The organism is Micromonospora sp. NPDC047644, assembly GCF_040704315.1.
Lineage (GTDB): Bacteria > Actinomycetota > Actinomycetes > Mycobacteriales > Micromonosporaceae > Micromonospora.
The window spans coordinates 597,062-610,252 of record NZ_JBEYSY010000002.1 but is presented as its reverse complement, the minus strand read 5'-3'; the positions used below and the strand labels follow the sequence as shown (position 1 = coordinate 610,252).

General features: G+C 73.3%; 13 protein-coding genes and 1 tRNA gene. 11 read left to right on the top strand and 3 right to left on the bottom strand.

The genetic code is table 11. The annotated features are described in order from the left end of the window. The first annotated feature begins 166 nt into the window (after positions 1–166). The 10 genes from fdh to AB0877_RS06040 all read left to right on the top strand — a co-directional run bounded on the left by fdh (position 167) and on the right by AB0877_RS06040 (position 11,432). Positions 167–3,439: a formate dehydrogenase gene (fdh, locus tag AB0877_RS06085; protein ID WP_366607081.1), complete on the top strand. Its 3,273-nt coding sequence runs from the start codon at positions 167–169 to the stop codon at positions 3,437–3,439. Then, positions 3,429–4,397 (top strand): 4Fe-4S dicluster domain-containing protein, encoded by a 969-nt coding sequence (locus AB0877_RS06080; RefSeq protein ID WP_366607079.1) that lies wholly within the window; start codon positions 3,429–3,431, stop codon positions 4,395–4,397. The genes fdh and AB0877_RS06080 overlap by 11 nt, the downstream gene beginning before the upstream one ends. Next, positions 4,394–5,542 (top strand): NrfD/PsrC family molybdoenzyme membrane anchor subunit, encoded by a 1,149-nt coding sequence (gene nrfD, locus AB0877_RS06075; protein WP_366607077.1) that lies wholly within the window; start codon positions 4,394–4,396, stop codon positions 5,540–5,542. Before AB0877_RS06080 ends, nrfD begins: the two co-directional genes overlap by 4 nt. Before the next feature lie 13 nt (positions 5,543–5,555). Continuing rightward, positions 5,556–5,651, top strand: a tRNA-Sec gene (locus AB0877_RS06070). 23 nt (positions 5,652–5,674) lie between these two features. Further along, complete coding sequence (gene selA / locus AB0877_RS06065; RefSeq protein WP_366607075.1) at positions 5,675–6,979, top strand: L-seryl-tRNA(Sec) selenium transferase; 1,305 nt, start codon at positions 5,675–5,677, stop codon at positions 6,977–6,979. A gap of 3 nt (positions 6,980–6,982) precedes the next feature. After that, entirely contained in the window at positions 6,983–8,758 is a 1,776-nt protein-coding gene (gene selB, locus AB0877_RS06060) for a selenocysteine-specific translation elongation factor (protein WP_366607074.1), read from the top strand. Positions 8,759–8,811: 53 nt separating this feature from the next. Then, positions 8,812–9,561 (top strand): hypothetical protein, encoded by a 750-nt coding sequence (locus AB0877_RS06055; RefSeq protein WP_366607072.1) that lies wholly within the window; start codon positions 8,812–8,814, stop codon positions 9,559–9,561. 57 nt (positions 9,562–9,618) lie between these two features. Further along, complete coding sequence (locus AB0877_RS06050; protein WP_366607070.1) at positions 9,619–9,816, top strand: hypothetical protein; 198 nt, start codon at positions 9,619–9,621, stop codon at positions 9,814–9,816. Between the two features lie 79 nt (positions 9,817–9,895). Continuing rightward, positions 9,896–11,173, top strand: coding sequence for a hemolysin family protein (locus AB0877_RS06045; protein ID WP_366607068.1), 1,278 nt, complete (start codon positions 9,896–9,898; stop codon positions 11,171–11,173). 73 nt (positions 11,174–11,246) lie between these two features. Continuing rightward, positions 11,247–11,432, top strand: a complete 186-nt coding sequence (locus AB0877_RS06040; protein WP_036410487.1) for a hypothetical protein — start codon at positions 11,247–11,249, stop codon at positions 11,430–11,432. Positions 11,433–11,437: 5 nt separating this feature from the next. On the opposite strand, the gene AB0877_RS06035 is transcribed toward AB0877_RS06040, so the two are convergent. Further along, complete coding sequence (locus AB0877_RS06035) at positions 11,438–12,088, bottom strand: hypothetical protein (RefSeq protein ID WP_366607067.1); 651 nt, start codon at positions 12,086–12,088, stop codon at positions 11,438–11,440. Positions 12,089–12,221: 133 nt separating this feature from the next. Here AB0877_RS06035 and AB0877_RS06030 point away from each other — a divergent pair, with 133 nt between their 5' ends. Further along, positions 12,222–12,425, top strand: a complete 204-nt coding sequence (locus AB0877_RS06030; protein WP_366607065.1) for a hypothetical protein — start codon at positions 12,222–12,224, stop codon at positions 12,423–12,425. A gap of 5 nt (positions 12,426–12,430) precedes the next feature. Here the strand turns inward: AB0877_RS06030 and AB0877_RS06025 are convergent, their stop codons facing one another. Both AB0877_RS06025 and AB0877_RS06020 read right to left on the bottom strand, forming a co-directional pair. Next, the gene (locus AB0877_RS06025) at positions 12,431–12,907 is read right to left on the bottom strand and encodes a hypothetical protein (protein ID WP_366607063.1); all 477 of its coding nucleotides are present in this window, start codon (positions 12,905–12,907) and stop codon (positions 12,431–12,433) included. Then, positions 12,904–13,116: a phosphatidylethanolamine-binding protein gene (locus AB0877_RS06020; RefSeq protein ID WP_088989541.1), complete on the bottom strand. Its 213-nt coding sequence runs from the start codon at positions 13,114–13,116 to the stop codon at positions 12,904–12,906. Before AB0877_RS06020 ends, AB0877_RS06025 begins: the two co-directional genes overlap by 4 nt. Between the last annotated feature and the right edge of the window lie 75 nt (positions 13,117–13,191).

The following is a 13,191-nucleotide window of genomic DNA, read 5'->3' as shown; positions in this document are numbered from 1 at the left end:
GCTGGAGCCGCGTCGTGCCACTCGCCGAGAGGCGACCTGCACACCGACACCAGCGCCGCCCCCGGCCCTTCAGCCGGGGGCGGCGCTGTCTGTGCATCCTCGGTTCGCGAAGCTGTCTCAGGTGACCTATCTTCAGGGGGTCGCTCGCGTGGGAGGGGGTGTCGGGATGGGTTTACGGACCTTCATTGAGGGTTGGCCGGTGTATCGCCAGCTCACCGGCACGGACCCGCTGGGCCGGGGCGCCGCGGCGAAGTCCGACGGGTCCCGCGCGTTGACCGCTCGGACCGAGACCGCCGACAGCGTCGCCCGCTCGGTCTGCCCGTACTGCGCCGTCGGCTGCGGTCAGCGGGTGTTCGTCAAAGACGGGCGGGTCAGCCAGATCGAGGGGGACCCGGACAGCCCGATCTCGCGGGGTCGGCTCTGTCCGAAGGGTTCGGCGAGCAAGAGCCTGGTGACCAGTCCGCTGCGGCAGACCAAGGTCCGCTACCGCCGGCCGTACTCGACGCAGTGGGAGGATCTGGAGCTCGACACGGCGCTCGACATGATCGCCGACCGGATCCTCGCCGCCCGCGAGCAGACCTGGGAGGACGTCGACACGCAGGGCCGCCCGCTCAACCGGACGCTGGGCATCTCCAGCCTCGGTGGGGCGACGTTGGACAACGAGGAGAACTACCTCATCAAGAAGTTGTTCACCGCGATGGGGGCGCTGCAGATCGAGAACCAGGCGCGTATTTGACACTCCGCCACCGTCCCCGGTCTGGGGGCCAGCTTCGGTCGTGGCGGTGCGACGGATTTCCAGCAGGACATCGCCAACGCTGACGTGATCGTCATCCAGGGCTCCAACATGGCTGAGGCGCACCCGGTGGGTTTCCAGTGGGTGATGGAGGCCAAGCGTCGGGGCGCGAAGGTCTTCCACGTCGACCCCCGGTTCACCCGGACGAGTGCGGTCGCGGACGAGTACCTGCCGATCCGGGCGGGCACGGACATTGCGTTGCTCGGCGGGGTGGTGCGCTACATCCTGGACAACGAGCTGGACTTCCGGGAGTACGTGCTCGCGTACACCAATGCGGCGACCATCGTCAGCGACGAGTTCAGCGACACCGAGGACGGCGACGGTTTCTTCTCCGGCTTCGATCCGGAGACCGGTGCCTACGTGCAGGACAGCTGGCAGTACGAGGGGCACGAGGGTTCGTCGGGCAGTGGGCACACGGCGCAGGAGCGGGACAGCGCGGCGGGTTTGACGCACGAGTCGCACGGCGCGCCGGTGAGCGGGCAGACCCGACGCGATGAGTCGTTGCAGCACCCGCGCTGTGTGTACCAGATCCTCAAGCGACACTTCTCCCGCTACACCCCGGAGATGGTGGAGCGGGTCTGCGGCATCTCGCAGGCGCAGTTCCTGGAGTTGGCGCGGGCGTGGACGGCGAACTCCGGTCGGGACCGCACCGGCATGTTGATCTACTCGGTGGGCTGGACGCAGCACAGTGTGGGTGTGCAGTACATCCGCACCGGCGCGATCATCCAGCTCCTGCTGGGCAACATGGGCCGCCCGGGTGGCGGGGTGATGGCCCTGCGCGGGCACGCCAGCATCCAGGGCTCGACGGACATCCCGACGTTGTTCAACCTGCTGCCCGGCTACCTGCCGATGCCGCACCACGCCGAACACCCGAGCTTCGGGGAGTGGGTGGACAGCATTCGCCATCCGGGGCAGAAGGGGTTCTGGGGTAACGCGGGGTCGTTCGCCGCCAGCCTGCTCAAGGCGTACTGGGGTGACGCGGCGACGCCGGAGAACGACTTCTGTTACGGCTACCTGCCTCGGCTGACCGGTGATCACGGCACCTACCAGCAGGTGCTCAACATGATCGACGGGAAGATCAAGGGGTACTTCCTGCTCGGGCAGAACCCGGCGGTCGGGTCGGCACACGGTCGCGCGCAGCGCCTCGGCATGGCCAACCTCGACTGGTTGGTGGTCCGCGACCTGTTCATGATCGAGAGCGCGACGTTCTGGCAGAACGGCCCCGAGGTCGCGACCGGTGAGATTGTGCCGCAGAAGTGTCGCACGGAGGTGTTCTTCCTGCCCGCCGCGTCGCATGTGGAGAAGGAGGGCACGTTCACCCAGACGCAGCGGTTGTTGCAGTGGCGGGAGAAGGCCGTCGAACCGCCGGGCGACGCCCGTTCCGAGCTGTGGTTCTTCTATCACCTGGGCCGCAGACTGCGGGAGCGGCTGGCCGACTCGCCGTTGCCGCGCGACCGCGCGCTGCTCGACCTCACCTGGGACTATCCCACGCACGGTCCGCACGCGGAGCCGAGCGCCGAGGCGGTGCTGCGCGAGATCAACGGGTACGACGTGGCGACCGGCCGTCCGCTGTCCAGCTTCGCGGAGGCCCGCGCGGACGGCTCCACCGCCATCGGTTGTTGGATCTACACCGGCGTGTACGCGGACGGGGTGAACCAGGCGGCCCGGCGCAAGTCCCGGCACGACCAGGACTGGGTGGCCGCCGAGTGGGGTTGGGCGTGGCCGGCGAACCGGCGCATCCTCTACAACCGTGCCTCCGCCGACCCGGACGGCAACCCGTGGTCCGAGCGCAAGCGCTACGTGTGGTGGGACGCGGAGAAGGCCGAGTGGACCGGCTACGACGTGCCGGACTTCGAGAAGACCAAGCCGCCGTCGTACCGGCCGCCGCCCGGCGCGTCCGGACCGGAGGGCATCGCGGGCGACGACCCGTTCGTCATGCAGGGCGACGGCAAGGGTTGGCTGTACGCGCCCAGCGGTGTCCTGGACGGGCCGCTGCCGACGCACTACGAGCCGGTGGAGTCGCCGGTGCGTAACCCGCTCTACGGTCAGCAGGCCAACCCGACGCGCAAGACGTACGCGCACCCGGTGAATTCGGTGAACCCGAGTCCGCCGCAGGAGCACGCCCAGGTGTTCCCGTACGTGTTCACTGTCAGCCGGCTCACCGAGCACCACACCGCGGGTGCGATGAGCCGGTCGGTGTCACCCCTCGCCGAGCTGCAACCGGAGATGTTCGTCGAGGTGTCCCCGGCCCTGGCCGGCGAGGTCGGGCTGACGCACCTGGGTTGGGCGCACCTGGTCAGCGGCCGCGCGGTGATCGAGGCGCGGGTGCTGGTGACCGATCGGCTCACCCCGTTGCGGGTGGACGGTCGGATCATCCACCAGGTGTGGTTGCCGTACCACTTCGGTTTCGAGGGTCTGGTCACCGGCGACTCGGCCAACGACCTGTTCGGCATCAGCCTGGACCCGAACGTGCTCATCCAGGAGAGCAAGGTCGGCACCTGCGACGTGCGGCCCGGCCGTCGTCCCACCGGCCCGGCGTTGCTCGACCTGGTGGGCGACTACCAGCGGCGCGCCGGGATCATCCCGGGCCGGCACGCGCCGGCCGTGACCACCGACGACGAGGGGAAGGAACCCGGTGCTTCCTGACCCGCACAGCCTGTACGGCCCGCTGGACCCGGCACCCGAGGCAGGGTACGAGAACGCGCCGCCGCGGATGGGGTTCTTCACCGACACCAGCGTCTGCATCGGCTGTAAGGCCTGTGAGGTCGCCTGCAAGGAGTGGAACGGGGTTCCGGAGAGCGGCCTGGACCTGCTCGGCATGTCGTACGACAACACCGGGGCGTTGACCGCGAACTCGTGGCGGCACGTCGCGTTCATCGAGCAGCCCCGCCCGGCCGGGCACGGTGTCGCCCTGGCGGACGTCCTCGGGGCGCCGGTCGACGCCGACCCGGCCCGGCCGGTCGACGCGGGCCCGCAGTTCCTGGGGATGCCGGGGGCCCAACCACCGGGCCGGGGCACGGGCGTCGAGGAGCGCACGGATTTCCGGTGGTTGATGATGTCGGACGTCTGCAAGCACTGCACCCACGCCGCCTGCCTGGACGTGTGTCCGACGGGTTCGTTGTTCCGCACGGAGTTCGGCACGGTGGTGGTGCAGGAGGACATCTGCAACGGGTGTGGCTACTGCATCTCAGCGTGTCCGTACGGGGTGATCGACCAGCGTAAGGACGACGGTCGGGCGTGGAAGTGCACGCTGTGCTACGACCGGTTGGGCGCGGGGATGACCCCGGCGTGCGCTCAGGCGTGTCCGACCGAGTCGATCCAGTACGGGCCCCTGGACGAGCTGCGGGAACGCGCCGCCGCCCGGGTGGCGACGCTGCACGACCGGGGCGTCCCCGAGGCCCGCCTGTACGGGCACGACCCGAACGACGGCGTGGGTGGTGACGGCGCGTTCTTCCTGCTCCTGGACGAACCCGAGGTGTACGGGCTGCCGCCCGACCCGGTCGTGACCACCCGTGACCTGCCGAAGATGTGGAAGCGCGCCGGCCTCGCCGCTCTCGCCATGGCGGCGGCGACCGTCGCCGCGTTCGTGGGAGGTTCCTCATGACCCCGTCGGGCCCGGTGGGCGACCGGTTCCGTCGCTTCCGGGAGCGGTTCGCCGACGAGAACGGCCACCAACCCTCGGTGGGCACCCCCGGGGGTGACCTGACGGTGCGGCGCAGCGGCGAGTCTCCCGGCCGGCGGCGCAGGCGGCGCGGCGGTGGCGGTGAGGAACTGCGGGTGCCGGAGGCCGAGTTCACGTCCTACTACGGTCGGCCCATCCTCAAGGGGCCGGTGTGGAAGTGGGACATCGCCGCGTACCTGTTCACCGGCGGGCTGGCAGCCGGCTCGTCGCTGCTGGCCGCGGGTGGGCAGCTCACCGGGCGGCCCGCGTTGCGGCGCGCCGGTCGGGTCACCGCGTTGGCCGCCGTCAGCGCCAGCGCCGTCTTCCTGGTCAAGGACCTGGGCCGGCCGGCGCGGTTCCACCACATGCTGCGGGTGGCCAAGCCGACCTCGCCGATGTCGATGGGGACCTGGATCCTCACCGCGTACGGGCCGGCGGCGGGTGTCGCGGCGATCGCCGAGGTGGCCGGTGTGCTGCCCCGGCGCGGTCTGCTCGGGCTGGCCGGCCGGGTGTTGCCGCCGATCGGGCACGCCGCCGGGCTGCTGGCCGCCGGCACCGCGCCGGCGCTGGCCACGTACACCGGGGTGTTGCTGGCCGACACGGCGGTGCCGTCGTGGCATGAGGCGTACCCCGAGTTGCCGGTGATCTTCGCGGGCAGCGCGTTGGCCAGCGGCGCCGGCGTGGGTCTGCTCGCCGCGCCGCCGGCCCAGGCCGGGCCGGCCCGCCGGATGGCGGTGGCCGGCGCGGCCCTGGAGTTGTACGGCACGCATCGGGTGGAGAGCCGCCTCGGCCTGCTCAGCGAGCCCTACCGACTCGGCCGGCCGGGCCGGATGCTGCGCGCCGCGCGGCTGCTGACCCTCGGTGGGGTGGCGGGCGCTCTGCTGGGCCGGCGTCACCGGGTGGTCGGGGCGCTGTCGGGGACCTCGCTGCTGGCCGCGTCGGTGTTGACCCGGTTCGGCATTTTCTACGGTGGTGTCGCCTCGGCCCGCGACCCCCGATACACAGTGGTGCCGCAGCGCGAGCGGGCGCAGGCGCGGCGGACCGCCATGGATCTTCCATCTGATCGGGCGGACCCGCCCGCGGTGTGATCGAATGTCCCGTGGAGGCGTTCAGGCGGCTGGTGCCCCTCCCGGTCTTCAAAACCGGAGTGGTCCGGGACCCGGGCCAGGCGGGTTCGATTCCCGTCCGTCTCCGCCACACCGCTTGCAGGAGATGACGAGATGGGCGACGGCCCGGTGGACCCGCGACGTCGGGTGCCCCGTACGGACACGCTGCTCGCCGACCCGGCGCTGGCCGCCGCCACCGTGACTCTCGGCCGGGAGCAGGTCAAGGCGATCGTCTCCCACGCGCAGGGCCGCGCCCGCCGCGGTGAGCTCAACCCCGACGAGGTACGCGACGCGGCGGTCGCCGCGTTGCCCACGCCCGGTCCCCGGGTGGTGCTCAACGCCACCGGTGTCGTCCTGCACACCAACCTGGGTCGGGCGGCGTTGTCGTCCGGCGCGGTCGCCGCGGTGGTGGCCGCCGCCGGGCACACCGACGTCGAGTTGGACCTGACCACCGGGCGGCGGGCCCGCCGCGGCCGGGGCGCGCTCGACGCGCTGGCCGCCGCCGTGCCCGACGCGGGCGCCGTGCACGTGGTCAACAACGGCGCCGCCGCGCTGGTGCTGGCCGCGACCGCGTTGGCCGGCGGCCGGGAGATCGTGGTCAGCCGGGGCGAACTGGTCGAGATCGGCGACGGGTTCCGCCTGCCCGACCTGCTGGAGAGCACCGGCGCGCGGCTGCGCGAGGTGGGCACCACCAACCGCACCACAGTCGCCGACTACGCCGCCGCGCTCGGCCCGCAGACCGGTTTCGTGCTCAAGGTGCACCCGTCGAACTTCCGGGTCACCGGCTTCACCTCCGCCGTCGGGGTACGGCAACTGGCCACGCTCGGGGTGCCGGTGGTCGCCGACATCGGCTCCGGGCTGCTCGGCGCGGATCCGCTGCTGCCCGACGAACCGGACGCGGCCAGCACCCTGCGGGCGGGCGCCGCGCTGGTCACCGCCAGCGGCGACAAACTGCTCGGTGGGCCGCAGGCCGGGCTGCTGCTCGGTGACGTCGAGGTGGTCGAGCGGCTGCGCCGTCACCCGCTGGCCCGGGCGCTGCGGGTGGACAAGCTCACCCTGGCCGCGCTCGCCGCCACCCTGCACCAACCGCACACCCCGACCCGCGCGGCGCTGCACGCCGAGCCGGGCGCTCTGCGGGAACGGGTGGAGCGGCTGCGGGACCGCCTCGGCGCGGACGGCCGCAAGGCGGAGGTGGTGCCGGCCGTCGCGGTGGTCGGCGGGGGCGGTGCCCCCGGGGTGGAGTTGGACTCGTGGGCGCTGAGCCTGCCCGAGCGGTACGCGTTCCCGCTGCGCACCGGACACCCGCCGGTCCTCGGGCGGGTGGTACGTGGGCGGCTCCTGCTCGACCTGCGCTGCGTGCCCGCCGACGCCGACGACGCCGTCCGCGCGGCCGTGCTGCGCGTACCCGGAGACGACTGAGGCGTGTTCGTCGTCGCGACCGCCGGGCACGTCGACCACGGCAAGTCGACGCTGGTCCGGGCGTTGACCGGGATGGAACCCGACCGGTGGGCCGAGGAGCGCCGCCGGGGGATGACCATCGACCTGGGTTTCGCCTGGACGACGCTGCCGTCCGGCGGCACCGTCGCCTTCGTCGACGTGCCCGGGCACGAGCGGTTCGTGCCGAACATGCTCGCCGGCGTCGGCCCGGTCCCGGCGGCGCTGATCGTGGTGGCCGCCGACGAGGGCTGGATGCCGCAGTCCGCCGAGCACCTGGCCGCGCTCGACGCGCTCGGCGTCGCGTACGGCCTGCTCGCGGTGACCCGCGCGGACCTGGCCGATCCGGGGCCGGCGACGGCCCGCGCCCGCGCCGAGATCGCCGCGACCAGCCTCGGCGCGGTGCCGGCGGTTGCGGTCAGCGGCCTGACCGGCGCCGGCCTGCCGGAGCTGCGGGCCGCCCTGGACCGCCTCGCCGCCCAACTGCCCGCGCCGGTCGTGGACGACCCGGTCCGGCTCTGGGTGGACCGCAGCTTCACGGTGCGGGGCAGCGGCACCGTCGTCACCGGGACCCTCGGCGGCGGCCGGCTGCGGGTCGGCGACGAACTGGAGCTGGCCGGCGCCGACGAACCGGTCCGGGTCCGCGGCCTGCACTGCCTGGGCGAGGCCCGCCCGGAGGCGACGGCGGTCGCCCGGGTCGCGGTCAACCTCCGGGGTACGCCCCGCGACCGGCTCGGCCGGGGCGACGCGCTGCTCACCCCGGGCCGGTTTCACCACACCGACCTCGTCGACGTCCGGCTCGCCGGCGACCCGGCCGGTGACCTGCCGGCCACCCTCACCCTGCACGTCGGGTCCGCGGCGGTGCCGGTACGGGTGCGTCCGCTCGGCCCGGACACCGTCCGGCTGCGGCTGGCCCGCCCGCTGCCGTTGCTGGTGGGTGACCGGGCGCTGCTGCGTGACCCGGGCCGCCACCACGTCAGCGGCGGGGTGCGGGTGCTGGACGTGGCACCGCCACCGCTGGGCCGACGGGGTGCGGCCGCCGCCCGCGCCCAGGTCCTCGCCGAGTTGGACGGTCGACCGGACCTGGCAGGGGAGCTGCGCCGTCGCCGCCTGATCCGGGCCGGCGCGCTGGTCCGGATGGGTGTGCCGGTGCCCACCGGGCCGGGGCGGGACAGCCCCGCGCCGGTGGCCGGCGACTGGCTGGCCGACCCCGCGCACTGGCGGCGGCTCGGCGAGCGGCTGACCGAGGAGGTCGCCCGGCACGCGCGGGAGCACCCGTTGGAGCCCGGAATGCCGGTCGACGCCCTGCGTCAGCGCCTCGCCCTGCCCGACCGGGTGCTGGTCGAGGCGCTGGTCCGGCCGCCGCTGCGCGTCCACGCCGGTCGGGTCGGCGCGGCGAGCGCCAACGCGCTGCCCGAACCGGTGGCCCTGGCCGTGCGCCGGGTCCGCGCCGAGTACGGCGACCGCCCGTTCCGCGCCCCCGAAACGGACCGCCTCGTCGACCTCGGCCTGGGCCCCCGGGAGATCGGCGCCGCGGTGCGGGCGGGGGCGCTGCTGCGGCTGGCCGAGAACGTGGTGCTGCTGCCCGACGCGCTCGACGACGCGGTCCGCGTGTTGGCCGGGTTGCCGCAGCCGTTCACCCTCTCCGCGGCCCGGCAGGCGTTGGACACCACCCGCCGGGTGGCGGTGCCCCTGCTGGAGCTGCTGGACCGGCGGGGCGCGACCCGCCGGCTGCCCGACGACGCCCGGATCGTCGTCACCTGAACGCGCGCCCGTGCGGGGCTGACAGGGTGGCGTCGGAATGCGACGGTGGGCTGATGGTCGAGGTGATGGCGTCCCGGGCGCGGCCGTTCGGTGGCCGCTGGCGGGAGATCCTCCCGGTGGTGCTGCGCTGGGGGCTGCCGGTGCTCTGGGTGCTGTGGGCCGGTCTGGCGTGGTGGGTGGAGCCCCGCCAGTCGACCGAGGCCCAGCTCGACCGCGATCTCGCGACCGGCCAGGTGGTGGCCTTCCAACGGGCGTCCGGCTGGGCCGACGACGGCGCGTACTGGGGAAGCCGGCCCCGACCGCAGTATGCGACCAACGGTGCAATGCTCGTCTGGACCGTGCCGAACGGCCAGAGCCGCTACGTTCTTGACGCGCCGCCCGTCTGGGAGTCGCACCTCGGCGAGCCGGACCCGTCGGCGGCCGCCCCGCCGAGCTGGCGGGACACCCAGCTTGCCGCCATCTCCGCTGCGGGGAGCGCGGACGGTGACCCCGGGCAGCGGATCGGGAACGCCGCGGCGCTGCTCGCCGGTGTGCTGGCCGTGCTCTGGTTGGGCCGGCTGATCGGTGGCGCGCCGCCGGTGGTGGGCACCCGGTGGTTCTGGTTCTGGGTCGGCCTGCTGCCATTCGGAACAGGTGTGCTGGCCTGGACCTACCGGGAGCTGTGGAGACCACCGCCGGTGCCGGTGCCCGGCCGTGCCTCGGGGTGGCGAGGGCTCGGCTGGCTGATCCTCGCCGCGATCGGCATCAGCCTCCTGGTGTCCGTTGCCCGCATCGTGTTCGGGCCGACGGTGGTGCCGGGCTGAGCCGGCGTGCTGGGCCAACCGGCCACCCGACCGACGCTGGTCACCTACGGTGACGCCATGGACCCTTCGGCGGTCTGGCGGGACCGGCAGCACAAGTGGCGGATCGAGGCGTACCGGGCACCGGACCTCCGTTTCGCCATCTACGCCACCAACGGCCCCACCGAGTCGGTGCCGCTGTGGCTGTTCGGGATGACGGCGCTGGCCCGATGGCTGATGACGCACTCCATCTCGCTGGACGACCTGGAGGTCGACTGAGCGGGGGCGCGGTCGCAAACACCGCCCACGCCGCGCCCTGCTGCGGTTGAGTGACCTCAGGCGGCGGACGGGGGACGCGATGGGCAGTCAGCTCGGGCAGTTGGCGTTGGTGGCCGTGCTGGTGCTGGTCAACGCCGCGCTCTCCGGCAGCGAGATGGCGCTGGTGACCCTGCGGGAGGGGCAGTTGCGGCGGCTGGGCCGGCGCAGCCGCGCCGGTGACCGGTTGGTGCAGCTGTCCCGCGACCCGAACCGCTACCTGGCCACGATTCAGCTCGGCATCACCCTGGCCGGGTTCCTGGCCTCGGCGGCGGCCGCGGTGTCGTTGGCCTCTCCGCTGGTCGGGCCGTTGGGGTTCCTCGGTGCGGCGGCGCGTCCCGCCGCGGTGCTGCTGGTGACCGTGCTGCTGACGTTCGTCACGCTGGTGCTCGGTGAGTTGGCCCCGAAGCGGCTGGCCATGCAGCGGGCCGAGCGTTGGGCGCTGCTGAGCGCCGGTCCGTTGGACCTGCTGGCTCGGGTGTCCCGGCCGGCGGTGTGGCTGCTCAGCCGGGCCACCGACGCGGTCGTGCGGCTCGCCGGTGGTGACCCGCGGGCCAACCGGGAGGAGATGACCGAGGAGGAGTTGCGGGAGATGCTGTCCAGCCAGCGCGGCCTGTCGGCCCAGCAGCGGGAGATCCTGACCGGCGCGTTCGACATCGCCGGCCGGACGCTGCGGGAGATCCTGGTCGCCCGGCGCGAGGTGACGACGCTGCCCGCCGATCTGGCCGCGGACGAGGGCGTCCGGCGGCTCGCCGCCGCCGGACGCTCCCGCGCTCCCGTCACCGGCCCCGGCGGCCTGGACGAGGTGCTCGGGGTGGTGCACATCCGCGACCTGGTGCGGGCCGGCACCGCCCGAGTCGGTGCGCGGGTCCAGGCGCCACTGCTGCTGCCGGTGACCCTGCCGGTCGCCGACGCGATGCGTCAGCTGCGCCAGGAGCATCAGCAACTGGCCCTGGTGGTCGACGAGCACGGTGGCATCGACGGCATGATCACCATGGAGGATCTTCTGGCCGAGGTGGTCGGTGAGTTGTACGACGAGACCGACCGGGACATGCACGGGGTGGTCCGGGAACCGGACGGGTCCCTGCTGGTGCCCGGTGACTTCCCGCTGCATGACCTGCCCGACCTGGGGGTGCGGCTGAGCTTCCCGTTGTCCCGGGACTACACGACGGTGGCCGGTCTGGTGCTGGCCCGACTGCGGCACCTGCCGGACTCCCCGGGTGAGACGGTGCGGCTGCCCGGTCTGACCCTGCAGGTGGTGGAGGTCGCCGACCGGGCGGTGCGCCGGGTACGCCTCTGCGGGTTCGTCACCGAGCGTTGAGCGTTCACCCAGAAGGCTGACAAAAGGCCCAAATTGACAAAGCGGGCAACGCGGTACGCCTACCGTGCCAGACGTGAAGGACCGAGGGTTGCGTACGTTCGTCACGGTGCTGGCCGGCCTCGCGGTGATCTACTTCGGCAGCGCCGGCCGCAGCCCCGAGGAGGGCCGTGGCATCTCCGGCGGGGTGGTGGTCCTGGCGCTGCTCGCCGCGTTGCTGGTGTGGCACCTGACCCGCCCGGGGGACAAGACCGTCAAGTGAGCGCCTCACCGGGCGGCGAGCCGGGTGACCTCACCGGCGGACTCCTCACCCAGCGCCACCCGTACCAGCGCTGACGCGAGCCGGCCGAAGTCCGGTTCGTCGATCAGACCGGCGAGCCGGTCCGGGGACCCCGGCAGGCCCAGCCGCTTCGCCCCCGCCAGGGCCCGACGGTCGGCGTACGGACGCACGTCCGACCAGACCGTCTGCGCCTCGCGCAGGTAGATGTCCGCGCCGGTGGGGCCGATGCCGGGGAACTCGGTGAGCCGCCGCCGAAGCCCGGCCGGGTCGCCCTGGGCCTCCCGGTGCAGGCGTCGCAGGTCACCGTGCCAACGATCCAGGCACAGCCGGGCGCCGGTGCCGAGCATGGTGGCGGTCCGCTCGTCGTAGCGGCGGTAGTGGCCCCGGCCCAGCGCGTCGACGCGTTCCTGCCAACGGGCCGCCTCCATCGACTGGGGGGTGCGGTAGCCGGCGGCGAACAGTTCCCGCGCGGCGTCCACCGCCACACACGCGCGGATCCGGGTGCTCAGCAGCGTGGTCAGCACCAGCAGCTGGTACAGCGGCCCCGGCCGGTCGGAGAGGCGGATACCGGCCTCCTCCGCGTACGTGCGGCCACGCCGGTCGAGCAACACCCGCACCACACGTCGATCATTGCCCACCCGGGCGGGTTACCCACTTGAGGACCCGCTAGCCGTCGCACCGCTGAGCGAGGCCGGAATGCCCTCGGGGCGGGCGGGTATGCCGACGGTGGAGGCGGCTTCTGCCGCCTGCCGTACCGGAGGGAGACACCCCGTGACGAACCCGCAGCAGCAGGAGTTGCGCCGCAACGCACTGGGCGCCACCAGCCAGGACAACAAGGGCCCCGCCCCGGGCGGGCACCCGGCCAACCGTGGCAGCTCGCGTGGCGACGCCGGTCGTCCGGTGCCCAAGGGGCAGGTGTCGCCGTACGGCCCGGCCGGCGAGCCGGTGGCCGACGACGACAGCGACACCCGCTGACGGCCCTAGCGTCCGCGCCCTGGCGGCCGTCGCAACCTGTTCCAGGTGGCGGCGGCCGCCAGCCCGTACGCGAGGTGCGGGATGATGTCGGAGATCCAGTCGGAGCGCCGCCACGTCCGCGGGTCGCTGATCCCGAGCACGGTGATCGACCCGTCGGTCATGGTCATGACGCCCGCGCCGAGCAGACCGGTGGCCACCGGCAACGGCTGACGTCGACCACCGGCGTAGAGCGCGAAACCGACGCCCGCGGCGATGCCCAACCCGTAACCGATCAGCGGCCCGAGGCCCGAGCGGCGGTTGGCCGCTCGAGCCCCGTTGCCCAGGTCGACGTGTGCGATCCCGGCCAGCCGGTCGACGGTCTCCTGGGGGACGTCGCTCTCCGGCCGCCCCCGCAGTGCCATGTCCAGGTAGCTGACCACGTTCAGCGCGGTGCTGCCGACGGCGCCCGCGATCGCGCCGTCGGCCACGTCGACCGTCCTCACTTCGGGTCGCCCGGTTCGCGCTCGCTCTTCGGGCCGTACGTCCGGTCGCCGCGCACCACGCCCCGCTGACCGCGATCCTCCTGCAGGATCCTGTTCGCGACCTGGTTGGCCTTGCCGTCGGGTACTCGGCGTCCGGAGTCGTCGATCGCGTTACGCAACCGCGCGCGCTGCTTGTCGTACGCGTTACTGCCCGGTCGTGGTCCTGGCATCTGTGCCTCCTTCGTCGGTCTGGGCACCTGGTGCTGCCCGCCGTCCGCTGGGCGTACCGCGGCCGTCTACCCGTC

Excerpts from the sequence above, each read along its gene's own strand:
- nrfD (WP_366607077.1), top strand. The coding sequence starts at position 4,394 with ATGACCCCGTCGGGCCCGGTGGGCGACCGGTTCCGTCGCTTCCGGGAG.
- selA (WP_366607075.1), top strand. The coding sequence starts at position 5,675 with ATGGGCGACGGCCCGGTGGACCCGCGACGTCGGGTGCCCCGTACGGAC.
- AB0877_RS06055 (WP_366607072.1), top strand. The coding sequence starts at position 8,812 with ATGGTCGAGGTGATGGCGTCCCGGGCGCGGCCGTTCGGTGGCCGCTGG.
- AB0877_RS06050 (WP_366607070.1), top strand. The coding sequence starts at position 9,619 with ATGGACCCTTCGGCGGTCTGGCGGGACCGGCAGCACAAGTGGCGGATC.
- AB0877_RS06045 (WP_366607068.1), top strand. The coding sequence starts at position 9,896 with ATGGGCAGTCAGCTCGGGCAGTTGGCGTTGGTGGCCGTGCTGGTGCTG.
- AB0877_RS06020 (WP_088989541.1), bottom strand. The coding sequence starts at position 13,116 with ATGCCAGGACCACGACCGGGCAGTAACGCGTACGACAAGCAGCGCGCG.